Consider the following 23765-nt stretch of genomic DNA (forward strand, 5'->3'; position numbering starts at 1 on the left):
CCGGTACTCACCGCAACCTGCTCGACGCGAGGATGGACACGAGGTGCAGCAGGGTCTGCAGGATCGCGATGCCGGCCAGTACCGCGATGCCGAGGCGGGTCCAGAACAGGTCGCCGCCGATGAGGTCGAGGATCGCCACGAAGAGGATGAACAGGCTCGCCTCGATGCCGCCGATCAGCCGGTGGAACTTCAGGGCGGCGGCAGCCTTACGGGCCATGGCGAGCCCCTCGGAGCGCGGCACCGACAGCTCGTCCTTGGCGGCGGGCAGGCCGCTGCGGGCCCGCGCCACGTCCACCAGGTCGGTCTCCGCCTTGATCAGGATCGCGCCGAGGGCGGCCAGGGTGCCGAGGAACGCCCACAGCCACTCGGGGCTCCCGGAGCCGTCCCACAGGTCGGCGCCGCGCAGCCCGAAGCCGATCAGCAGCGCCGCCTCGGACAGGTAGTGGCCGACGCGGTCGAGGTACACGCCGGTGATCGACGTCTGGTTGCGCCAGCGGGCGAGTTCCCCGTCGACGCAGTCGAGGAGCAGGTACAGCTGCATCAGTACGACGGCCAGGACCGCCCCGGTGAGGCCCGGCACCAGGAGTGCCGCGCCCGCCAGACCGCCCGCGACGACCATCAGGTACGTGAGCTGGTTGGGCGTGATCCTGGTGTCCACCAGGTAGCGGTCGACCCGCAGGGACACCTCGCGCATGTAGAGGCGTCCCGCCCAGTGCTCGCCGCTGCGCCGGTCCTTCACCCCTTCGGGGTGGACGACGGGGCGTAGTTCAGCTACCGATGGCCTTGACATAGTCCGCGTACGTGTCCTTGATCTGGTCGTTCGTGAGGTCGAGGTGTTCCAGGATCGTGTAGCGACCGGGTCTGGTCTGTGGGGCGTACTCGACGACCCGTACGAACTCGTCCGTGGTGAAGCCGATCTCCTCCGGCAGCACCGGCAGCCCGTGCCGGCGCAGTACCTCGGCCATGTACGCCGCCTCTTCGGGCGCACCCCGCAGGTACATAGCGAAGGCGGCGCCGAGGCCGCACTGTTCGCCGTGACTCGCGGCGCGCTTGGGGTACAGCAGGTCGAAGGCGTGGTTGATCTCGTGACAGGCGCCGGACGACGGGCGGGAGTCGCCCGACACCGACATGGCGATACCGGTGAGGACCAGTGCCTCCGCCAGGACCTGGAGGAACGCGTTGTCGCCGACCCCGCCGGGGTGGCGCAGTACGGCTTCTCCGGCCTGGCGGGCCATCGCGGCGGCGAGTCCGTCGATCTTCTCGCCGTTGACCCGGCCGGCCAGCTCCCAGTCGGCGACCGCGGAGATGTTCGACATGGCGTCGCCGATCCCGGAGCGCACGAACCGTACCGGTGCCTCGCGGATCACGTCGAGGTCGATGACGACGGCGATCGGGTTCGGTACGCCGTACGAGCCGCGTCCCGCGTCGTTGTCGAGGGTGGCGACCGGGGAGCACAGTCCGTCGTGCGCGAGGTTGGTGGCGACGGCGACCAGAGGCAGCCCGACGCGCGCGGCGGCGAACTTGGCGCAGTCGATGATCCGGCCGCCGCCGAGGCCGACGACGGCGTCGTAGTGACCGGACTTGATGGCGTCGCCCAGCTTGATCGCGTCGTCGATGGTGCCGCCGGCGACCTCGTACCAGCTCGCGCCGGGCAGCGCCGGGGCGAGCCGTGCGCGCAGCCTGGCGCCGGAGCCGGCGCTGATCGCGACGGCGATCTTCCCGGAGTGCGAGATCCGCTGGTCGAACAGCACGTCCGCCAGATCGTTCAGGGCCCCCCGGCGGATGTCGACGACGACCGGCGAGGGGATCAGCCTCGTCAGTACCGGCACGCGATCTCCCGTCCTCGGGCGAGATCGTCGTGGTTGTCTATCTCGACCCAGGGCACCTCGCCTATGGGTGCCACGTCGATCCGGAAGCCTCGGTCGACCAGTTCCTGGTAACCGTGCTCGTAGAACTGCTGGGGGTCGGTCTCCCACACGGTCTTCAGGGCGTCGGCCAGTTCGGCGGCGGCTGCGCCCTCGATGAGGGTGACGCCGATGTACTCGCCGGTGGCCTCGGCCGGGTCCATCAGCTTGGTGATCCTCTGTACGCCCTTCTCCGGGTCCACGACCACCTTCATCTCCTCGTCGGCGAGATCCTTCACCGTGTCGAGGGCCAGGATGATCCGCTTCCCGTCGCCGCGCGCGGCGAGCAGCGTCCGCTCGACGGAGACGGGGTGCACGGTGTCGCCGTTGGCGAGGATCACCCCGTCGGTGAGGGCGTCCCGGCCGCACCAGAGGGAGTAGGCGTTGTTCCACTCCTCGGCGCGGTCGTTGTCGATGAGGGTGAGCTTCAGCCCGTACTTCTTCTCCAGGGCCGTCTGCCGCTCGTACACGGCTTCCTTGCGGTAGCCGACGATGATCGCGGCCTCGGTGAGACCGATCTCGGCGAAGTTGGCGAGGGTGAGGTCGAGAACGGTGGGGCCGTCCTCGTCGCCCGCGGGGCCGACCGGCACGAGAGCCTTGGGCAGGCTGTCGGTGTAGGGGCGCAGACGCCTTCCGGCGCCGGCCGCCAGCACGAGGCCGATCATGCGGGTACTCCTTCGTCGTGTACGGCGGGCGCGCCGCCCTGGTGGGCGGCCACCCAGTAGCGGATGCTCTCGGCGAGCACCAGCAGGGCCACGACCACGGCGAGGACCGTGAGCGCGACCGCGAACTGCGAGGCACTGAGCAGCGCGGCCAGTACGACGACCACCAGTGTCCGGCCCTCGTGCCCTCCGCTCGCCCGTACCAGCCAGCGCGGGGGCGCTCCGGCGTTGCCACGGATGCGGTACACCGTGTCGTAGTGATGGTAGGCGACGGCGGCCACGAGGCCGAAAGCCGCGGGAAGTGCTCCGTTTGCCTCTGCTTTGCCCGCGAGGAGGAGGACTGTGCCGTATTCGGCGGCCCGGAAGAGCGGCGGGACGAGCCAGTCGAGGCGGCCCGAGAGGGGTGCGGCGACGGCGCCGCCGGAGGAGAGGACGTACAGCACGGCGAAGACGACGGGTACCGGGCTGCCGTACGAACACGCCCACACTGCGACGAGTAGGACCGCGGTGCCTTCCAGCGCCCTGAGGAACCGCGAGCCGACCGGCATACGCAGGGGAATCCGCCCGACGAGCTCCGCGAGCGGCCCGCTGTCCGCGAGGTCCGCCAGTGCTCGCGTCGCCCGTTCGGTCCGCTGGGCCTTTCGGGTGAGTGAGCGCAGGACGCGCCCCGCCGTGGTGTAGGTCGCCGCGAAGCCACAACCGATGAGCAGCACGGTGAAGGTGGTCCGGGGGGTGGTGAGGGCCGTGAGGACGGCGATCAGCGCCCAGCGCTCGCCGATCGGCAGGACGATCATCCGCCGGATCCAGACCGTCCAGCCGACGCCGTCGAGGCGGTCGGACAGGGCGGCGGTCGGGCTGGTGTTCGCCGTTGAGTCGTGATTGGCCTCGTTGAAGGCGAAGTCGACGACGTGTCGGCAGGTCTGCAGGACCATCGCGCCGAGGGCGAGGGCCCAGACGTCGTCCCCCCCGCGCGCTGCCCCGAGAGCGAGGCCCGCGTAGTAGGCGTACTCCTTGGCGCGGTCGAAGGTGGCGTCCAGCCAGGCGCCGAGCGTCGAGTACTGGAGGGAGTAGCGGGCGAGCTGGCCGTCCGTGCAGTCCAGGACGAAGGAGACCAGGAGGAGCACACCTGCCGTGACGAAGCCGCCGCGGGTTCCGGTGGCCGCGCAGCCGGCCGCGATCAGCGCGGTGAGCAGCGAGGCGGTGGTGACCTGGTTCGGGGTGAGGCCGCGGCGGGCGCACCAGCGGGCCAGATAGCGGGAGTACGGGCTGACGCAGAAGGTGGTGAAGAAGCCGTCCCGGGACTTCACCGCCGACTTCAGGCGTACGGCCTCGTCGTCGACTGCGGCGAGGGCCTGCCGTGCCTCGCCCAGGGCCTGGGGGTCGGCGGGGACTGCGGCGGTCAGGCTGCCCAGTTCGGGGCGGTGGACGTCGACGCCGTCCGCGTCCAGGGCGAGGGCGATGCGGTCGGCGAGGCTGTCCACCGCGAGGACGGCGGCCACCGTGCGGGGAGTCTTCGGGGCGTCGCCGCTCGCGGAGATCTCCCGGGCCAGTACGCGGGTCAGGGCGTTGCGGCCGGCGCCGGGCTGTGCCGTCACGGCGCCCGGTACCGCGGCGAGCGGGAAACGCGGGTCGGTGAGGCCGAGGCGGAGCGCGTGGAGGTGGCCGACGAAACGGGCGTCCACGACGGCGACCCGTTCGTCGCAGGACGACTCGGCGAGGAGGGTCTCGGTGTCGGCGACATCGGTGGCGCTCCGCACGTCGAAGCCGAGGGCCCGCAGATCGCCCTCGATCGACGATCCGGGAACCGGCTGACCCGTGAGGATGGCGGTCGGCAACCGAACTCACTCCCTGGACACCGACGCGCGCACGCCGGTCCTGTACATGTTGGTGGGGGAAACCCTGACCCACGGTGGCCGGGCAGCATGTCGGCAGAGGCTATCGGATGGGGCCGCACCTGTGTTCACCGGCTGTTCACGGGCCGATTCCGGCCCGACCGGCAGGCCCATCCGTCCGATCATCATGGGCGACCCGGCGCGCCGGGTACAAACCGTGACCCGGGTCGAGGACCGCCACGGCCTCCCCGGCCGCATCCTCACCCGCCGAGTCGTGGTGATCTCCGTACCCGCTGACCTGCGTTTCGTTTCCGCAGGTCAGGGCACATGACAACGGTGTTCAATGCCGCGTTGCCACATACCCCCCACCCGTAGTTCACTGATCCCGGGACGGGACTCGGCACGAACACCAGGAGGCGGCTTCCATGGGGGCTGGGCACGATCACGGACATGCGCACGGCGCGCCGACCACGGGTACGGCGGCAGCGGCGTACCGCGGGCGGCTGCGTTTCGCGCTGGCCATCACGCTCACCGTCATGGTCGTCGAGATCGTCGGCGGGATCGCCGCCGACTCGCTCGCGCTCATCGCGGACGCGGCGCACATGGCGACGGACGGGCTGGGTCTCGGCATGGCTCTGCTCGCGATCCACTTCGCGAACCGCCCGCCGAGCGGCAACCGCACCTTCGGGTACGCCCGCGCCGAGATCCTCGCCGCGCTCGCCAACTGTCTGCTGCTCCTCGGCGTCGGCGGATACGTCCTGTACGAGGCGATCCAGCGGTTCGTCACGCCCGCGGAGACCGAGGGCGGGGTGACCGTCGTCTTCGGTCTGATCGGCCTGGTCGCGAACATGATCTCGCTGACGATGCTGATGCGCGGCCAGAAGGAGAGCCTGAACGTGCGCGGCGCCTTCCTGGAGGTCGCCGCGGACGCGCTGGGCTCGCTGGCGGTACTGATCTCGGCGGTGGTCATCATGGCGACGGGCTGGCAGCGGGCCGACCCCATCGCCTCGGTCGTCATCGGCCTGATGATCGTCCCGCGCACCTGGAAGCTGCTGCGCGAGACCCTGAACGTGCTGCTGGAGGCGGCTCCCCGGGATGTCGACATGGCGGAGGTGCGGGCCCACATAGTGGCGCTGCCCGGCGTGGAAGATGTACACGATCTGCACGCCTGGACGATCACCTCCGGGATGCCGGTGCTGTCGGCGCACGTGGTCGTCAGCTCGGAGGTGCTGAGCGGGATCGGGCACGAGAAGATGCTGCACGAGCTCCAGGGCTGTCTGGGCGACCACTTCGACGTGGAGCACTGCACCTTCCAGCTGGAGCCGAGCGGGCACGCGGAGCACGAGTCGAAGCTCTGTCTCTGAGCCCGTTCGGCGCGCGTCGCGGACGGAACGCAGCCGTCGGCGCGCGCCCGCGTCCCCTTCTTGAAGCCCCCCTCAAGGGCGGTTCCCCGGCCGGAGAACAGGGCACGATGGACTATCCGGTCACTGTCGGAACGCTTTCGCGCCGGACATGCGGGGTGCGCCGCGAAGTGCCGGGAGTGCCGGATTCGTACGGCAGACTTGGGGCTCGTAGACCGAGGCGAAGGATGGGTATGCCGATCACACCTGCCACCGCGACGCACAACAGTTCGTCGAACGGCACCGCAGAAGCGATCTTGCTCGAGCTGGTGGACGAGAACGGCACGACGATCGGCACCGCCGAGAAGCTCTCCGCCCATCAGCCACCGGGCCTACTGCACCGGGCGTTCTCCGTCTTCCTCTTCGACGAGCAGGGCCGACTGCTCCTGCAGCAGCGCGCGCTGGGCAAGTACCACTCCCCCGGCGTCTGGTCCAACACCTGCTGCGGCCACCCCTACCCCGGTGAGGCGCCCTTCGCGGCGGCGGCCCGGCGGACGTACGAAGAGCTGGGGATCTCCCCGTCGCTGCTCGCCGAAGCGGGCACGGTCCGCTACAACCACCCCGACCCGGAGTCGGGCCTGGTGGAGCAGGAGTACAACCACCTGTTCGTCGGAATGGCGCAGTCGCCGCTCGCACCGGACCCGGAGGAGGTCGGGGACACGGCCTACGTGACCCCGGCCGAGCTGGCGGAGCGGCATGCGAAGGATCCGTTCTCGGCCTGGTTCATGACCGTGCTGGACGCGGCGCGCCCGGCGGTCCGGGAGCTGACGGGCCCGTCGGCCGGCTGGTGACGGCGGCTACGGAAGCACCTGTGCGGGCCTGAGCGGCAGGGCCGCCCAGACGACCTTGCCGCCGCTTGCCGTGTGCTCGATGTCGCACACCCCGCCCGCCTCCCTGGCGATCTCGCGGACCAGGAGCAGACCACGCCCTCCGGTCCGGCCGTGGTCCGCCTCCAGGGCGGTGGGGCGGTAGGGGTGGTTGTCCTCCACGGACACCCGCACCCACTCGGCGCCGACAGCCACCTCCACGGCGAGCGTCGGCGACAGGAGCGCCGCATGGCGGACGGCGTTCGTCGCCAGTTCCGAGACGATCAGCAGCAGTCCGTGCACCAGATCGGGCGAGGCGGGCACGCCCTGCCGGTACAGCAGGTCCCGGACGGCGTGCCGCGCCTGCGGGACGGAGGCGTCTACGGCGGGCGCGGTGAACCTCCAGACTCCTTCGTAGGGAAGTGGATCCGGGGGTCTGCGCCCCAAGGGTCCATCGTCGGGCACTGCGTCGTCCGCTGGGCGTGAGTCGGACTCTCGCCCATGGTTCTCCATCGTTCGGTCGCCGCCCTCGCGCTCGATTGTCACCACACGACGAGTGTTGGTATCGGCGGGCCCCCACCGGAGAACTGAACAGAAGTCAGCACGTATCGAGCGCTTCTGACGGATGACGCGCGACGCGAGCCCACCTACGACTGGACCTGGTCATATCGTGCCGAATTCGTGAACTATTCGGGTTGTACGGGTTTGACACCGCCCCTCGTCAGGCGTCCGGCACCGGCGGATACGATCCGGCGCATGGAGCCGCAGCTGACCCACAGTGCCGCCGACGGGATCGCCACCGTCGTCATCCGCCACCCGGCCAAGCGCAACGCCATGACGGCCGGCATGTGGCGGGCACTGCCACCGCTGCTGTCCACCCTGGCCGCCGATCCGGACGTCCACGTCCTGGTGCTCACCGGCGCGGGCGGGACGTTCTGCGCGGGCGCCGACATCTCGACACTCCAGGGCTCGCCGGAGGAGGCGCAACGGCTGGCCGTGCAGGCGGAGGACGCCCTCGCGGCCTTTCCGAAGCCGGTGCTCGCGGCGATTCGCGGGCACTGTGTGGGCGGCGGGGCGCAACTCGCGGCGGCCTGCGATCTGCGGTTCGCCGAGGAGGGGGCACTGTTCGGGGTGACTCCGGCGAAGCTGGGCCTGGTGTACGCGGCGTCGTCCACGCGGCGGTTGACGGCCCTGGTGGGTCCGGCGACGGCCAAGTACCTGCTGTTCTCGGGCGAGTTGATCGACGCGGAGCGCGCGCTGCGCACGGGGTTCCTCGACGAGGTGCTGCCCGTGGGTGAACTCGACAAGCGGGTCGCGGAGTTCACTCGCGTCCTCACCTCGCGCTCGCGGCTCACCCAAGCGGCGGCGAAGGAGTTCGCGAACGGCCACACCGACCGGGACACGTACTGGGCCGACCAGGCGCGGGAGAGCGGCGAGGCCGCGGAGGGCGTCGCCGCGTTCCTGGAGCGCCGTCCCCCCGGCTTCTCCTGGACCGGCCCGGCGTCGCCTACGCCACGATGAACCGGCTGCGGGAGCGGAGCCGTTCGACCACGTGCGCGGGTGCCTTGTGCGGGGCGCCTGCGTCGTAGGGCGGCTGCGGGTCGTACTCCGTCGCGAGCTGTACGGCCTGTGCGTACTCGTCGCCGGCGATCCGGCCGGTCAGGGTGAGGGCCATGTCGATGCCGGAGGAGACTCCGGCCGAGGTGACGTACTTGCCGTCGGTCACGACCCGCTCCCCCGTGGGTTCGGCGCCGTACTTCGGGAGTTCCGCGAGGGCCAGCCAGTGCGAGGTCGCGCGGCGGCCGGTGAGCAGTCCGGCGGCGGCCAGGAGCAGCGAGCCGGTGCACACGGAGGTGGTCCAGGTGCTGGTGGCGTCGGCGGTGCGCAGCCAGCCGAGCAGGGCCTCGTTGTCCATCTGCGCGGACTGGCCCGGGCCACCGGGGACCACCACGATGTCGGGCTTCGGTACGTCGGCCAGGGTGCGGTCGGCGGTGAGCGCGAGGGTGCCGCTGTCGTTGCGGACGGGCCCGGTCTCCTCGGCGACGAAGACGGTCTCCGCACCGGGGAGCCGGCTGAGGATCTCGTACGGGCCGACGGCGTCCAGGGCGGTGAAGCGGTCGAAGAGCAGCAGGGCGATCTGCATGGCGTGCCTTTCAGCGGGCGGTGGGTGCGGGGTCGAACCGGCGGCGGTACTCGGCCGGGGCCGTGCCGAGGCTTCTGACGAAGGCGCGGCGCATGGCCTCCGGGGTGCCGTAGCCGCTGGCGCGAGAGATTCCCTCGATGCCGTCGGAGGTGTCCTCCAGGAGGCGGCGGGCGTGTTCGAGGCGGACCCGGTCGACGTACCGGCCGGGGGTCATGCCGGTCTCGGTACGGAAGGCGCGGGCGAAGTGGCGGGGTGAGAGACGGGCGCGGGCAGCGAGGGACTCGACGCTCAGATCGTCGTCCGGGTGTTCGGAGATCCAGTGCTGGACCTCGCGCAGCGGCTCACGCCGGGCGGTCTGTACGGCGAGCTGGGCGCTGAACTGGGCCTGGTTGCCCGGCCGGCGCAGGAAGACGACCAGATGGCGGGCGACGGCGAGCGCGGTGTCGCGGCCGAGGTCCTCCTCCACGAGCGCGAGGGCGAGGTCGATCCCGGCGGTGACACCGGCCGAGGTCATCACCCGGCCGTCGCGGATGTGGATGGGCTCGGGGTCGACCTCGACGGCCGGGTGATCGCGGGCGAGCCTGTCGCAGTACGCCCAGTGGGTGGTCGCGCGCAGGCCGTCCAGGAGACCGGCGGCGGCGAGCAGGATCGCTCCCGTGCAGACGGACACCAGCCGTTCGGGGCGCGGCCCGTGCACGCGCAGCCAGTCGACCAGACGCGGATCGGCCGCACGGGAGCCGGGGCCGCCCGGGACCAGGAGGGTGTGCGGTGCGGGTGCGTCGATGAGCGTCCCGTCCGGTACGAGGGTGAGGCCGCTGGAGGTGCGTACCGGCTCGCCGGTCAGCGAGGCCGTACGGATGCGGTAGCTCCCCGGGTGCCTGGTGGAGGCCCCCGCGAGCACCTCGACGGGGCCCGTGACGTCGAGGCTCTGGACGCCGTCGAAGAGGACGACGAGGACGGTTCGCTGCACCATGCCCCGATTCTTGGCGGGCGCGGGCGATGGCCGCAATGACGAGTTTCCCACCTTTCCTGCCACACCCGGTGTGCAGCGGCCCGGTGACCGATCTGTCGCGGTCCCTCGCGGTCCCTCGCGGTCCCTTGTGTGCCGCGCGGCGCCCTGATCCCCGATTGTCGGTGCCACCTGCCACAATTGCCGCGCAACCTCAGTGGAGAAGGCGGTACGGGATCGTGACGACACCCGGGTCCATCGAAGTAGGGTCCATCGAAGGCAGGATCGCCGAGGAGCTCGGCGTACGGGAGCGGCAGGTGAGGGCCGCCGTCGAGTTGCTCGACGGGGGCTCGACAGTGCCCTTCATCGCCCGCTACCGCAAGGAAGCGACCGAGATGCTCGACGATGCGCAACTGCGCACGTTGGAGGAGCGGCTGCGCTATCTGCGGGAGCTGGAGGAGCGGCGGGCCGCGATCCTCGAATCGGTGCGCGAACAGGGCAAGCTGACGCCCGAGGTCGAGGCGCAGATCCGCGGGGCCGAGACGAAGGCACGCCTGGAGGACATCTACCTGCCGTTCAAGCCGAAGCGGCGGACGAAGGCCCAGATCGCGCGCGAGGCGGGCCTGGAACCGCTGGCCGAGGGGCTGCTCGGCGACCCGTCCGTCGACCCGCTCGCCGCGGCGGCGGCCTTCGTCGACGCCGACAAGGGCGTCGCCGATCCGCAGGCCGCGCTGGACGGCGCCCGCTCGATCCTCACCGAGCGCTTCTCGGAGGACGCCGACCTGATCGGCGAGGCGCGCGAGCGCATGTGGGTGCGCGGCCGGCTGGCCGCCAAGGTGAAGGACGGCAAGGAGGAGGCGGGCGCGAAGTTCGCCGACTACTTCGACTTCGCCGAGCCCTTCACCGCCCTGCCCTCGCACCGCATCCTCGCGATGCTGCGCGGCGAGAAGGAGGACGTCCTCGACCTGGTCCTGGAGCCGGAGGAGCCGACGGAGGGCCCTTCGTCGTACGAGGGGATCATCGCCCACCGTTTCGGGATCGCCGAGCGCGGCCGTCCCGGCGACAAGTGGCTGAAGGACACCGTGCGTTGGGCCTGGCGAACCCGGATCCTGGTCCACCTCGGCATCGACGTCCGCCTTCGGCTGCGGACGGTCGCGGAGGACGAGGCGGTGAACGTGTTCGCGGCGAACCTGCGCGACCTGCTGCTCGCCGCCCCGGCCGGCACGCGATCGACGCTGGGGCTCGACCCCGGGTTCCGTACGGGCGTGAAAGTGGCCGTCGTGGACTCGACGGGCAAGGCCGTCGCCACGGACGTGATCTATCCGCACGTACCCGCGAACAAGTGGGACGAGGCACTGGCCAAACTGGCCCGGCTCGCCAAGGAGCACTCGGTCGACCTGATCGCGATCGGCAATGGTACGGCGTCCCGCGAGACGGACAAGCTCGCCGGTGAACTCATCGCCAAACACCCGGAGTTGAACCTCACCAAGGTGATGGTGTCCGAGGCGGGCGCGTCCGTGTACTCGGCGTCGGCGTTCGCCTCGCAGGAGCTGCCGGGCATGGATGTGTCGCTGCGCGGGGCGGTGTCGATCGCACGGCGGCTGCAGGACCCGCTCGCCGAGCTGGTGAAGATCGACCCGAAGTCGATCGGGGTCGGGCAGTACCAGCACGACCTGTCCGAGGTGAAACTGTCGCGATCGCTGGACGCGGTCGTCGAAGACTGTGTGAACGGTGTCGGTGTCGACGTCAACACGGCGTCCACGCCGCTGCTCTCGCGGGTTTCCGGCATCTCCTCCGGGCTCGCGGAGAACATCGTGGCGCACCGTGACGCGAACGGTCCGTTCACGTCCCGGTCCCAGCTGAAGGGTGTCGCGCGACTCGGGCCGAAGGCGTACGAGCAGTGCGCGGGGTTCCTGCGGATCCGGGGCGGGGACGATCCGCTGGACGCGTCCAGTGTGCACCCGGAGGCGTATCCGGTGGTGCGGCGGATGGTGAAGTCGGCAGGCAGCGGGGTGGCGTCGCTGGTCGGGAACACGGCGGTGCTGCGGTCGCTGCGGCCCGATGACTTCGTCGACGAGAAGTTCGGTCTGCCGACGGTGACGGACATTCTGCGCGAGCTGGAGAAGCCCGGGCGCGACCCGCGGCCCGCTTTCAAGACGGCCACGTTCAAGGACGGGGTCGAGAAGATCGGCGACCTGTCCTCCGGGATGGTGCTGGAGGGTGTGGTCACCAACGTGGCGGCGTTCGGGGCGTTCGTGGATGTCGGCGTACACCAGGACGGGCTGGTGCATGTGTCCGCGATGTCCAAGACGTTCATCAAGGACCCGCATGACGTGGTGAAGTCCGGTGACATCGTCAAGGTGAAGGTGCTTGACGTCGACATTCCCCGGAAGCGGATTTCGCTGACGCTGCGGTTGGACGACGAGGCGGTGGCCTCCGGCGATGGGCAGCAGGGGGGTGGGGGGCGCCCGCAGCGTGGGGGGCGGCCGCCTCAGCCTCGGCAGCAGCAGGGGCAAGGGCAAGGGGGCGGGCGGTCCGGCGGAGCGCCTCGGCAGGGGGCGCCCGCGCCGGGGAACAGTGCGATGGCGGATGCCTTGCGGAAGGCTGGGTTGGTGGATCCCAAGCGGCGGTGAGCTGTCCGGTGCCGGGTGCCTTGCGGTTGGCTGCGAGGCACCCGGTGCTGGTGCTGACCGGCGGGTGGGTCGCGCAGCCCGGCGCTTACGGGGTGCCGCCTGCGCCCACCCGTGCCGCCCCTGGCGGCACGCATGCCCGCAGTCTGGGCGGGTTGGACGGGCGCGGAGCGCCCTCCTAGGGGCGCGAGGAACTGCGCGACCAGCCCCCACCGGGCCGCAGCCATGCCGACTACGCGAGTTCCGTCACCTTGCCGGCCGCCACCTCGAAGCGGCGGGTTACCTGAACCGCGTCCAGCATTCTGCGGTCGTGGGTCACCAGGAGCAGGGTGCCCTCGTAGGAGTCGAGGGCCTGTTCCAACTGTTCGATGGCCGGGAGGTCGAGGTGGTTGGTCGGTTCGTCCAGGACGAGGAGGTTCACGCCCCGTCCCTGGAGGAGCGCCAGGGCCGACCGGGTGCGTTCACCCGGGGACAGGGTCGCCGCCGGACGCAGGACGTGCTCCGCCTTCAGGCCGAACTTGGCCAGGAGCGTGCGGACCTCCGCCGGTTCCATGTCGGGGACCGCCTCGCAGAACGCGTCCAGCAACGCCTCCGGGCCGTGGAAGAGCTTGCGGGCCTGGTCCACCTCCCCGACCACCACACCCGAGCCGAGCGTGGCGTGACCCGCGTCCAGAGGGACACGGCCCAGTAGGGCCCCCAGCAGGGTCGACTTGCCGGCGCCGTTCGCACCCGTGACGGCGATGCGGTCCGCCCAGTCGATCTGTACGGTCACCGGGCCCAGCGTGAAGCCCGCGCGGCGTACCTCCGCGTCCCGCAGGGTCGCGACCACCGAGCCGGAGCGCGGGGCCGCCGCGATCTCCATGCGCAGTTCCCACTCCTTGCGCGGCTCCTCGACCACGTCCAGGCGTTCGATCATGCGCTGGGTCTGGCGGGCCTTCGCGGCCTGCTTCTCGCTCGCCTCGCTGCGGAACTTGCGGCCGATCTTGTCGTTGTCGTTGTTCGCCTTGCGCCGGGCGTTCTTGACGCCCTTGTCCATCCAGCCGCGCTGCATCTGGGCCCGGTCCTGGAGCGCGGACCGTTTGTCGGCGTACTCCTCGAAGTCGTCGCGGGCGTGCCTGCGGGCGACGTCCCGCTCCTCCAGATAGGCCTCGTAGCCTCCGCCGTACAGCTTGATCTGCTGCTGGACGAGGTCGAGCTCGAGGACCTTCGTGACCGTGCGGGTGAGGAACTCGCGGTCGTGGCTGACGACGAGCGTGCCGGCGCGCAGGCCCTTGACGAAGCGCTCCAGGCGCTCCAGGCCGTCGAGGTCCAGGTCGTTCGTCGGCTCGTCGAGGAGGAAGACGTCGTAGCGGGAGAGGAGCAGGGAGGCGAGGCCCGCCCTTGCCGCCTGGCCGCCCGACAGGGACGTCATCGGCTGGTCCAGGTCCACGGTCAGGGCCAGGGAACCGGCGACCTCCTCCGCCCGTTCGTCCAGGTCGGCGCCGCCGAGGTCGAGCCAGCGCTCCAGGCTCACCGAGTACGCGTCGTCCGCGCCCGGGGCCCCGTCCACCAGCGCCTGCGTCGCCTCGTCCATCACCCGCTGGGCCTCGGCCACGCCGGTGCGGCGCGCCAGGAACTCGCGGACGGTCTCGCCGTCGCGACGTTCCGGCTCCTGCGGGAGATGGCCGACGCTCGCGGTCGGCGGGGACAGGCGCAGTTCGCCCTGCTCGGGCGGGAGCAGCCCGGCCAGCATCTTGAGCAGCGTGGACTTGCCCGCGCCGTTGGCACCGACGAGCCCGATCACGTCTCCGGGCGCGACGACGAGGTCGAGCCCGGAGAAGAGGGAGCGGTCGCCGTGGCCGGCGGCGAGGTTCTTGGCGACGAGGGTGGCAGTCATCAGGAGGCCGATCCTAGCTCCCGCCCACAGTGCCCCGCGTCCGGGATTTCACCGGGCCATCGGCTCCACCAGCACGGTTCCCGACGTACGCGCCACGATGAACGACTCTCCCTTCACCGCCTTCGCTTCCAGGGAGATGCGGTGCCGGCCGGGTTCGAGGATGCCGTCGAAGACCTCGAGCGTGTGGGTGCGGTACAGGCGGTCCAGGCGGTACGCGGTGACGTGGACGCGACAGGTGGAGGTGACCTCTATGCCCGCCTCGCCGTCGGCGGCGACCAGGCGGGTGAGGCGGCGCCGTTCCAACGGGCTGCGGTCCAGGGCGTGTTCGATCTGGGCGACGAGGAGCGGGACGATCGGGGCGAGACCGTCGACGTACGCCACCTCGACACCCGCGTGCTCGAAGGAGCGGCGCACGGCGGCACGCTCCGCCTCCTCGATCGCCCGGCCGAAGGCGACCGCGCCGTAGCCCCGCAGTTCGTCGGCGGGCACGTCCGTGGCGTCCCGGGTGATGTCCGCGCCGATGCCGATGGTGCGCAGCGCGGCGGCGAGCTTGGCGAGGACGGCGACCCGGGCACCGATCAGCAGGACCCGGCGGCGGGCCGCACCGGACTCGGCGGAGCCCACCGCCTCGGCGGCCTCCGTGGTGTCGAGGAGGGAGCCGAGCGCGTCCCGGTACTCGGCGCCGGGGAAACGGAAGGGCCCGATGCCGTGGTAGCCGTTGAGCTCCAGGTCGGCGTGGGTGTCCGTCTGCCAGGCGAAGTCGCGCCACACATAGTCGTCGCCGTCCTTCTCGATGGCCGCCGTCACGGCGCCGCACGCCAGGTCGGCGCACTCGGGACAGCCGTAGATGATGTGCCGGCCGCCCTCCAAGGGTGCGTCGGCCTCCAGGAGCAGGCCGCGGACCTGGGCGGTGAAGATCGCGGGGGGTACGTCGGAGGCGAGCGGGGAGACCGCGTCGAGGTCGGACAGCTGGTAGAGGAGGGGGCGTCCGTCAACGATGAAGTCGAGGAAGTCCCGGTGGACCTGGTAGGCACCGTTGGCGAGGACTCCACCGGCACGCATCGCCGGTGCCAGGCCGAAGGTGGCGTACTCGGCAGACATGTTGTGAGTATCCCCAGACTGGGACCGATCTGAGCACGGCATGACATATTCCGCTACGGTCCCCGGGTGGAGACGCGTCAGAGTGGTGAAGTGATCGTGGTCGGCGGCGGGGTCATCGGCCTCACGACGGCGTTGGTGCTGGCCGAGCACGGCCGGCGGGTCCGGGTGTGGACGCGGGAGCCCGCCGAGCGGACCACCTCGGCGGTTGCGGGCGCGCTGTGGTGGCCCTACCGGATCGAGCCGGAGGCCTTCGCCGGGGAGTGGGCGCTCACATCGCTGACCGTCTACCAGGAATTGGCGGAGCGGCCCGGGGAGACGGGCGTACGCATGGTCGAGGGTGTACACGCCGGGCTGCGGTTGGACGAGCTGGGGCCGTGGGCGACGCGCGTACCGGAGCTGCGGGAGACGGGTGCAGGGCTTCAGGCGCGGCTGCCGTTGATCGACATGCCCGTGCATCTGGGATGGCTGCGGGAGCGGTTCCTCGCGGCGGGTGGAGTCGTGGAGGAACGGTCCGTCAAGGATCTCGCCGAAGCGTTCGAGTCCGAGGCGGTGGACGTCGTCGTCAACTGCACGGGGCTCGGTGCGCGCGAGCTCGTGCCCGATCCGGCGGTACGTCCCGTGCGGGGTCAGTTGGTCGTCGTGGAGAATCCGGGGATCACGACGTGGTTCACGGCGGCCGGGCACTCCGACGTGAAGACCACGTACTTCTTCCCCCAGCCGGGCGGCCTGATCCTGGGCGGCACAGCGGAGGCGGACGAGTGGTCGCTGGTGCCCGATCCGGCGGTGGCCGAGGAGATCGTCCGGCGGTGTGCGGAGGTGCGGCCGGAGATCGCCGGGGCCCGGGTGCTCGGCCACCGGATCGGGCTGCGGCCCACCCGCGACGCGGTGCGGCTGGACCGTGAACTCCGCGCCGACGGGCGGGTGTTGGTGCACAACTACGGACACGGGGGCGCGGGGATCACAGTCGCGTGGGGGTGCGCGCATGACGCTGCGCGGCTTGCCGAGGGGTGAGCGCTCCGCTGGATGTGCGGTTCTTTTGCTGCGGGCCCGGCGGGGGCTGGTCGCGCCCGCGCGGCGGAGCCGCATATCGACACAGCCCCGCGCCCCTTTGGGGCGCGGGGCTGCACCTAGCAGTCCGTGTCCGCCTCCCCCGTCGTCAGGTGGTACGGCGCCCGCTCGTCGAGGAGCAGGGGTATGAGGGCGCGCAGTGACTGGCGCAGGGGGACGTAGGCCCCGGCGCCGTTGCCGTTGCCGTTGTCGTCCGGCCGTACTCGCACTCCGTGCAACGCCAGTTCGTCGGCCACGTCCGTGTACTGGTCCCCGGTGAGCCGATAGCCGCACGCCGGGTCCTCGATCACCTCGGAGGGTTCGGCGGGGTCGTTGTCCGCGCCGCCGAGGTAGACCGGGCCGGTGTCCCGGTAGCCCGCCAGCCGGGCGGCGCCGGTGGCCGCGTCGAGCTGCCTGCCACGCTCGCCTGCGAAGCTGAACAGGCCCTTCAGGGCGGCGAGTTGGGAGTTCACCCGACGTCGGTTGTTGTCCGGCTCCGGGGTCCCCTCCGTCAGCGGCTCGACCCGGCTCTCGATCAGGAGCCCGACCGCGTGCTTCACGCCGGACATGTTCCGCAGGATGCGCTCCTGACCGTCCCCCGCGACCTGCCGGATCGGGTCACCGGTGACGGGGTCGGTCCAGATGCCGTACGTGCCGGTCGTGAACCCGGCGCTCCGGGCGGCCGGTCGTACGTACGTCTGCGACAGGGTCTGTGCCTCGGTGTGCACGGCCGCGTCGGTGTTGAGATTGCGCGGCCAGAGGTCGAACAGGTCCTTTTCGTAGTACAGGGGCGTGGCTCCGTACTCGTGCAGGTCGTAGACCACGTCGGGCTTGCGGTCGCGGAGGACCGCCGCCATCGCCCGCGCTTCCGCCGTCCGCAGGGCCAGATGGTCGCGGTTGATGTCCACGCCGTCGCTGTTGCCCCGGGTGTCTGCGGCCCGGCCGTCGGGGTTGGCCGTGGGGACGACGAGCAGGGTGGTGCGCGACAGGAACGCCTTCGTCCGCGCGTCCTTCGCGTACGCCAGGTCGCGGACCGTCGTGAGACAGGCCTCGCGGCCGGACGGCTCGTCGCCGTGCTGGCTGCAGATGAGCAGCACAGTGCGGGTGGTGGGACGGCGCTCGCCGATGCGTACGAGTTGCAGGGGGCGGCTCTGTTCGGTGGTGCCGATGCGGGTGAGCGTCACGCGGGCGCTCGCCCTGTCGACGGCGGCGAGGAAGTCCTGTTCCTCGGGCTGGCTGGTCCAGCGGGCACCGTTCGTCTGCTCGAATCCGGTGCGCGGGGGCGCCGGTGCGGCCTCGGCCGCGTGGGCGGGGGCCGACAGCAGGGGTGCGGCGAGGGCGGCGGCGATCACCGCGGCCAGGCGCGGTTTCATACGGCTCCCGGGATGCGGCGGGCGGCACGCGGGTCACGGACGCCGTCGAGGAGGGACGGGCTCGGGGTGGCCGCGACGGTGCCTGCCGTGGCCCGCGCGAACGCGCCCGCACCGCCGACGAGCGGCACCCTGGCCGTCGTACGGGACAGGTCGAGCGTCAGGGTCGGGGTGGTCGACGGGGGGTCGATGAGGTCCCTGTCCGTGCCCGCGACGATCAGGGCCAGGCGGTGGCCCGCCGGGATCACGTGGTCGCTCGCGTGCAGGTCGAGGGTGATCGTGTAGCGCTTGCCCGGGGTGAGCGGGACGCCCTTCGTGGCCGAGGCGTGGTTGCCCAGATCGGCCCAGCCCCGGCTGAAGATCGTGTAGTCGACAGGCGTCGTCTTCGCCTGGGTCGAGCGGAAGCAGGAACTGTCGCCGGTGGTGCTCGGGCCCCAGCAGGTGCGGTCGGTGAGCGTCGTGATGCCCTCGGCGGCGTCGGCGTAGTCCCGGATGGTGTCGGGGCCGAGGTCGACCAGGACGGCGGTCAGATGGGCCGTCGAGGTGCTCGGGGTGGCCGTCACGGTCACCGTGGACGAGCCGGACACGCGCAGGTCCTTGGTCAGCGGCTTGGTGATGAAGCCGGCCTTGCCGGGCGTCGGGCTGTCGATCTGTGCCGACCAGTCGGTCTCGCTCAGGCTCGGGTCGTCGGTGAACTTCGCCGTGCCGGACTGCCCCCGCAGGCCCAGGGTGCCGACGCCGGGCCGGTCGCCGGTGCCGGGGCGCAGGCTCACCGTGTGCGTGGCGCGGGGCGGCCAGACGGTCGAGGTGACCCACTGGTCGGGGTGCCGCTCGACGTCAGCCATGGGCTCGTCGTCGATGCCGTTGTCATAGCCGAGCAGTTCGTGGTCGAACCAGCGGTGCAGGGTGTCGACCCAGGTGGCGCGGCGGAAGTCGAAGGGGTCGACGTGGCCGGTCTGGGAGAGCCAGATCTTGCGCTCGACGCCACGCTTGGCGAGGGCGTCCCACCACTGGCCGAAGTGCTTGGGGCGGACGTTGAGGTCCTGCTGTCCGTGGATGACGAAGACGCTGGCCTTGACCTTCCGGGCGTCCTTCGCGTAGTCGCGCTCGGTCCAGAAGGACGTCCAGTCGCCGGTGCGCGGGGCTCCGGCGACGATCTTCTGCTGTACGGCGGCGCACTTGGCGCGGGCGGCCGGGCTCTCGACGTAGTCCGACAGCCAGTCGGGACCGGAGTCGTAGAGGGGGGCGCCCTTGGCGAAGTAGTAGTCGTACCAGGAGGAGATGGCGCTGATCGGGACGATCGTCTTCAGGCCCTTGACGCCGGTGGCGGCGACCCCGTTGGCGATCGTGCCGTCGTAGCTCTTGCCGATCATGCCGGTCCTGCCGTTGGTCCAGGTCGCCCTGGCCCGGTCGGTACCGGTGCGGCTCGTGTAGCCCTTGGCACGGCCGTTGAGCCAGTCGACGACGGCCTTCGCGGACTGGATGTCGGAGCGTCCGCCGACATCGACGCAGCCGTCGGAGCGGTTGGTACCGGCCAGGTCGACGCCGACGAAGGCGTAGCCGCGCGGCACGAAGTAGTTGTCGTAGAACAACGGCATCTGGACAACGTTGCCGCTCGCGTCGTACGTCTTGCGCTGGCTCTCGTTGCCGCGTCCGCAGCAGGAGTAGTAGGGACTGGCGTCCATGATCACGGGTATTTTGCGGCCCTGCGCGGCGGGTTCACGCGGCCGGACGATGTCGACGGCAACGCGGTCGGTCCTCCCGTCGCTGTCGCCGTCGAGTCCGGTGTCCACCCAGACGGCCTCGCGGATCGCGTTGTCGTAGGAGTAGACGGGTCTGCTCTCCCGTGGGGCGCTGTGGGCGACGGCCGGGGTGAGCAGGGCGGCCGTGAGGGCGGCGGTGGCCGCCATGGCGAGCGTTCTCCAGGCCGTGAGGCGCGTGCGTATCGGCATGCGCGGACGGTACATCGGTCAACTCCCGTACAGAAGAGGGCAGCTGAGGGGTTGGAGGGGGTGAAGTGGCTATGCGGTGGCCGAGAACTGCCTGTGGGGTGGGCGGTGTGTGGCGGCCAAATGGCGATCGTGTGACACGAGTGACTGTGGACACGCGTGGGGGCACAGCGAATGAATAGGCTCCGGACAGACTTCACCTTCCCCCCCACGGCTACGACTGCCTCTACCGCTTGGAGCTCTCGTGCACCGCAGATTCATCACCCCCGGCGCGCTCACGGCCTCCCTGCTGCTGGCGATCCCTGCATCGGCCGCGAGCTACGTCCCTGGGGCGCCGGGCATCGGCGACCCTTACTACCCGGCGTACGGCAACGGCGGATACGACGTCTCGCACTACGACCTGCGGCTCAAGTACCAGCCCGCGACAGACGAGTTGGAGGGGACGGCGACACTCCTCGCGACCACCACCCAGGATCTGTCGCGGTTCGATCTGGACTTTCTGCTGGATGTCGGCGAGGTCCGCGTCAACGGCGTCCGGGCCGCCTTCGCCACCTCCGGCGAGCACGAACTGGAGATCACTCCGCGCACTCCGCTGCCCAAGGGTTCAGCGGTCACCGTCGTCGTGCGGTACAGCGGAGTGCCCTCGTCGAAGCAGGCGTACGGTTTCACCAGTTGGCATCGCACCCCGGACGGCGGCGTCGGCGCCAACGAGCCCGAGGCGGCCTGGTGGTGGTTCCCGAGCAACGACCACCCGCTCGACAAGGCCACGTACGACGTCTCGGTGCTCGTCCCGGACGGCTCGCAGGCGATCTCCAACGGCACGCTCCAGTCGACGAGTTCACGCCTGGGCTGGACCCGCTTCAACTGGCGCTCCAACAAGCCGCAGGCCACGTATCTCGCCACGCTCGCGGTCGGGCGGTTCGACGTAACGACCGGGACGACCGAGAGCGGCATCCCGGTGATCAACGCCTACAGCAAGGACCTCGGCGACAACTACGGGGCCGCGCGGGCGAGCATCGAGCGGACGGGGGAGGTCGCCGACTGGCTGGCCGGCTATTTCGGCCCGTACCCGTTCAACGCGCTCGGCGGGTACGTCCCGAACACGAACACGGGGTACGCGCTGGAGACACAGACGCGCCCCTTCTACAGCCCCCGGCAGTTCGCGAACGGCACGAACGTCTCCGTCGTCGTCCATGAGCTGGCCCACCAGTGGTACGGCGACGAGGTGTCCGTCGCCGGTTGGAAGGACATCTGGATCAACGAGGGTTTCGCCCGGTACGCGCAGTGGCTGTGGTCCGAGCACGAGGGCGAGGGCACGGCACAGGAACTCGCCGACTACGTGTACGCCGTCCACCCGGCTGACGACCCGTTCTGGACGGTGAAGCCGGGCGACCCGGGACCCGAGAACCAGTTCGACCTGGCCGTCTACGACCGGGGCGCACTGGCCCTCCAGTCGCTGCGCAACGAGATCGGCGACGCGGACTTCTTCGCGATCCTGAAGGGATGGCCCACGAAGTTCGCGTACGGCAACGCGACCGTCGCCGACTTCCGGGCGTACGCCGAACAGGTGTCCGGCGAGTCGTTGGGGGCGCTGTTCGACGCCTGGCTGTTCCAGGCGTCGAAGCCGGCGCCTCCGGCGGCACGGGCGTCGGTCGTTCCGGTGACGCCGGAGTCCTGGAAGGAGATCGCGGCGACCAACTCCGTGCACGAGGGGCACTGAACCGGGGGCCTTCTTTCCCACCCACCCACCCGTTTCCAGTCCGAACGCCGGGCGGCATTTCCAGCCCGTCCGGCGTTTGAGGACGAGGCCCGTTCAGGGCCGTGGGGGGTCTGAGGGGGACGCCCCCCAGGACGCGGGCGGCGGGGATACCTACCCGTCCCCGAACCCCTCCCCCTTCGCCGCCTTCTCCACCAGCAGCGCCGGCGGAGCGAACCGCTCCCCGTAGCGCTCCGCCAACTCACGCGCCCGGGCGACAAACCCCGATAGGCCGCCCTCGTAACCGTTGATGTACTGCAGGACACCCCCCGTCCACCCCGGGAATCCGATCCCGAAGATCGAGCCGATGTTGGCGTCGGCGACCGACGTCAGCACGCCCTCCTCCAACAGCCTCACCGTGTCCAGCGCCTCCGAGAACAGCATGCGTTCCTGCATGTCCTTGAAGGGGATCTGCGCACCCTCCGCGCCCTTCGCGCCCTCAGTCGTGAAGTGCTCCCGCAGTCCCGGCCACAGCCCGGCCCGCTTGCCGTCCTGCCCGTACTCGTAGAACCCTCCGCCCCCGCTCCGCCCGGTGCGGCCGAACTCGTCCACCATGCGGTCGATCACCGCCTCCGCGGGATGCGTCGGCCACGTACCGCCCGCCTCCTCCACCGCCCGCTTGGACTCCGCGCGGATCTTGCGCGGCAGGGTCAGCGTCAGTTCGTCCATGAGGGACAGCACCTTCGCCGGGTATCCGGCTTGCGCCGCCGCCTGTTCGACCGACGCGGGCTCGATGCCCTCGCCGACCATCGCCACACCCTCGTTGATGAAGTGCCCGATGACCCGTGAGGTGAAGAAGCCACGCGAGTCGTTGACGACGATCGGGGTCTTCCTGATCTGGCGCACCAGGTCGAAGGCCCGCGCCAGCGCCTCCTGCCCCGTCCGCTCGCCCTTGATGATCTCGACGAGAGGCATCTTGTCGACCGGAGAGAAGAAGTGCAGTCCGACAAAGTCGGCCTGGCGTTCTACGCCTTCGGCGAGGGCCGTGATGGGCAGCGTGGAGGTGTTGGAGCACAGCAGGGCGTCCGGTTCGACGAGGTGCTGGATCTCCTGGAACACCTTGTGCTTGAGGGCCGGGTCCTCGAAGACCGCCTCGATGACCGCGTCGCAGCCCGCCACGTCCTGCGGATCCGCGGTCGGCGTGATGCGGGCGAGCAGCGCGTCCGCCTTCTCCTGGCTGGAGCGCCCCCGGGAGACGGCCTTCGCGCACAGCTTCTCGGAGTAGTTCTTCCCCCGCGCCGCCGCTTCGGCCGACACGTCCTTGAGGACGACGTCGATGCCCGCGCGGGCGCACGAGTACGCGATGCCCGCGCCCATCATCCCGGCGCCGAGGACCGCCACCTTGCGCACCGGGCGCGGCTCGACGCCCTTGGGGCGGTTGGCGCCCGAGTTGACGGCCTGGAGGTCGAAGAAGAACGCCTGGATCATGTTCTTCGAGGTCTGTCCTGCGGCCAGTTCCACGAAGTAGCGGGCCTCGATGACCTGTGCGGTCTCGAAGTCGACCTGGGCACCCTCGACGGCCGCCGCGAGGATGCTGCGCGGGGCCGGATAGGGCGCGCCGTTCGTCTGCTTGCGCAGGTTGGCAGGGAAGGCGGGCAGGTTCGCCGCGAACCTGGGGTTGGCCGGGGTGCCGCCCGGGATGCGGTAGCCGGGCTTGTCCCAGGGCTGCCTCGACTCGGGGTTGGCGTCGATGAAGGCACGGGCCTTCGCCATCAACTCGTCCTGTGTGGCGGCCACTTCGTCGATCAGTCCGTTTTGCAAGGCCCGCTGCGGGCTGTACTGGGTCCCCTGGAGCAGCACCTTCAGCAGCGCGTCGGCGATGCCCAGCAGGCGTACCGTACGGACGACCCCGCCGCCTCCGGGCAGCAGTCCGAGGGTGACCTCGGGGCAGCCGATCTTCGTACCGGGCGTGTCGAGCGCGACCCGGTGGTGGCAGGCCAGCGCGAGCTCGTAACCGCCGCCCAGGGCCGCGCCGTTCATCGCCGCGACCACCGGCTTGCCCAGGGTCTCGATGCGCCGCAGGTCGCGCTTGATGGCGAGGCCGCCCTCGAACAGTTCCTGGGCCGTGTCGGGGGTGACCCGGATCAGGTCGCGCAGGTCGCCGCCCGCGAAGAACGTCTTCTTGGCGGAGGTGATGATGACGCCGCGGATCGTGTCCTTCTCGGCCTCCAGGCGGTCGGTGACCACCGCGAGGGAGTCGCGGAACGCCTGGTTCATGGTGTTCGCGGACTGGTCGGGGTCGTCGAGGACAAGGGTGACGAGACCGGTGCGGTCCTGTTCCCAGCGGATGGTGGTGCTCTGTGTCATGACAGGGATCTCCGTAGAAGCGCAGAAGCTGAG

Annotated in this window: 18 protein-coding genes; 6 read left to right on the top strand and 12 right to left on the bottom strand. The window is 70.8% G+C overall.

Translation table 11 applies throughout. From position 1 onward, the window contains the following. Positions 1-7 precede the first annotated feature (7 nt). The 4 genes from OG734_RS06195 to OG734_RS06210 are packed head-to-tail and all read right to left on the bottom strand — an operon-like array spanning position 8 to position 4401. Positions 8-790, bottom strand: a complete 783-nt coding sequence (locus OG734_RS06195) for a CDP-alcohol phosphatidyltransferase family protein (protein ID WP_330286447.1) — start codon at positions 788-790, stop codon at positions 8-10. Then, on the bottom strand, positions 768-1829 hold the full coding sequence (locus OG734_RS06200) for an iron-containing alcohol dehydrogenase family protein (protein ID WP_330286448.1): 1062 nt from the start codon (positions 1827-1829) through the stop codon (positions 768-770). The genes OG734_RS06195 and OG734_RS06200 overlap by 23 nt, the downstream gene beginning before the upstream one ends. Continuing rightward, positions 1817-2569: a phosphocholine cytidylyltransferase family protein gene (locus OG734_RS06205; RefSeq protein ID WP_330286449.1), complete on the bottom strand. Its 753-nt coding sequence runs from the start codon at positions 2567-2569 to the stop codon at positions 1817-1819. Before OG734_RS06205 ends, OG734_RS06200 begins: the two co-directional genes overlap by 13 nt. Then, positions 2566-4401 (bottom strand): DUF5941 domain-containing protein, encoded by a 1836-nt coding sequence (locus OG734_RS06210; protein WP_330286450.1) that lies wholly within the window; start codon positions 4399-4401, stop codon positions 2566-2568. Before OG734_RS06210 ends, OG734_RS06205 begins: the two co-directional genes overlap by 4 nt. A gap of 422 nt (positions 4402-4823) precedes the next feature. On the opposite strand from OG734_RS06210, the gene OG734_RS06215 reads away from it, so the two are divergent. Next, positions 4824-5762, top strand: a complete 939-nt coding sequence (locus OG734_RS06215) for a cation diffusion facilitator family transporter (protein WP_330286451.1) — start codon at positions 4824-4826, stop codon at positions 5760-5762. A gap of 230 nt (positions 5763-5992) precedes the next feature. Beyond that, positions 5993-6589, top strand: a complete 597-nt coding sequence (idi, locus tag OG734_RS06220) for an isopentenyl-diphosphate Delta-isomerase (protein WP_330286452.1) — start codon at positions 5993-5995, stop codon at positions 6587-6589. A gap of 6 nt (positions 6590-6595) precedes the next feature. On the opposite strand, the gene OG734_RS06225 is transcribed toward idi, so the two are convergent. Then, a complete protein-coding gene (locus OG734_RS06225; protein ID WP_330293581.1) occupies positions 6596-7117 on the bottom strand; it encodes an ATP-binding protein in 522 nt (173 codons plus the stop codon). 243 nt (positions 7118-7360) lie between these two features. Here OG734_RS06225 and OG734_RS06230 point away from each other — a divergent pair, with 243 nt between their 5' ends. Further along, positions 7361-8125 (top strand): enoyl-CoA hydratase/isomerase family protein, encoded by a 765-nt coding sequence (locus OG734_RS06230; RefSeq protein ID WP_330286453.1) that lies wholly within the window; start codon positions 7361-7363, stop codon positions 8123-8125. Here OG734_RS06230 and OG734_RS06235 read toward each other — a convergent pair. Together OG734_RS06235 and OG734_RS06240 are read right to left on the bottom strand one after the other, a co-directional pair. Beyond that, the gene (locus tag OG734_RS06235) at positions 8112-8747 is read right to left on the bottom strand and encodes a DJ-1/PfpI family protein (protein WP_330286454.1); all 636 of its coding nucleotides are present in this window, start codon (positions 8745-8747) and stop codon (positions 8112-8114) included. The genes OG734_RS06230 and OG734_RS06235 overlap by 14 nt on opposite strands. Positions 8748-8757: 10 nt before the next feature. After that, positions 8758-9720, bottom strand: a complete 963-nt coding sequence (locus OG734_RS06240; protein WP_330286455.1) for a GlxA family transcriptional regulator — start codon at positions 9718-9720, stop codon at positions 8758-8760. 215 nt (positions 9721-9935) lie between these two features. Between OG734_RS06240 and OG734_RS06245 the strand changes: the two genes are divergently transcribed. Beyond that, a complete protein-coding gene (locus tag OG734_RS06245; protein ID WP_330286456.1) occupies positions 9936-12329 on the top strand; it encodes a Tex family protein in 2394 nt (797 codons plus the stop codon). Between the two features lie 229 nt (positions 12330-12558). Here OG734_RS06245 and OG734_RS06250 read toward each other — a convergent pair whose 3' ends face one another. Beyond that, positions 12559-14202: an ABC-F family ATP-binding cassette domain-containing protein gene (locus tag OG734_RS06250; protein WP_330286457.1), complete on the bottom strand. Its 1644-nt coding sequence runs from the start codon at positions 14200-14202 to the stop codon at positions 12559-12561. A gap of 48 nt (positions 14203-14250) precedes the next feature. Next, complete coding sequence (locus OG734_RS06255; RefSeq protein WP_330286458.1) at positions 14251-15303, bottom strand: oxidoreductase; 1053 nt, start codon at positions 15301-15303, stop codon at positions 14251-14253. Positions 15304-15393: 90 nt separating this feature from the next. Between OG734_RS06255 and OG734_RS06260 the strand changes: the two genes are divergently transcribed. Then, on the top strand, positions 15394-16314 hold the full coding sequence (locus tag OG734_RS06260) for an FAD-dependent oxidoreductase (protein WP_330293582.1): 921 nt from the start codon (positions 15394-15396) through the stop codon (positions 16312-16314). Between the two features lie 116 nt (positions 16315-16430). Here the strand turns inward: OG734_RS06260 and OG734_RS06265 are convergent, their stop codons facing one another. Continuing rightward, positions 16431-17723, bottom strand: a complete 1293-nt coding sequence (locus OG734_RS06265; protein WP_330286459.1) for a M14 family metallopeptidase — start codon at positions 17721-17723, stop codon at positions 16431-16433. Then, entirely contained in the window at positions 17720-19672 is a 1953-nt protein-coding gene (locus OG734_RS06270; protein ID WP_330286460.1) for a Xaa-Pro dipeptidyl-peptidase, read from the bottom strand. The genes OG734_RS06265 and OG734_RS06270 overlap by 4 nt, the downstream gene beginning before the upstream one ends. A 241-nt stretch (positions 19673-19913) precedes the next feature. Between OG734_RS06270 and OG734_RS06275 the strand changes: the two genes are divergently transcribed. Continuing rightward, positions 19914-21389: a M1 family metallopeptidase gene (locus OG734_RS06275; protein ID WP_330286461.1), complete on the top strand. Its 1476-nt coding sequence runs from the start codon at positions 19914-19916 to the stop codon at positions 21387-21389. A gap of 150 nt (positions 21390-21539) precedes the next feature. Here OG734_RS06275 and OG734_RS06280 read toward each other — a convergent pair whose 3' ends face one another. After that, on the bottom strand, positions 21540-23732 hold the full coding sequence (locus OG734_RS06280; RefSeq protein ID WP_330286462.1) for a 3-hydroxyacyl-CoA dehydrogenase NAD-binding domain-containing protein: 2193 nt from the start codon (positions 23730-23732) through the stop codon (positions 21540-21542). Positions 23733-23765 lie beyond the last annotated feature (33 nt).

It is taken from the genome of Streptomyces sp. NBC_00576, assembly GCF_036345175.1.
Classification (GTDB): Bacteria; Actinomycetota; Actinomycetes; order Streptomycetales; family Streptomycetaceae; genus Streptomyces.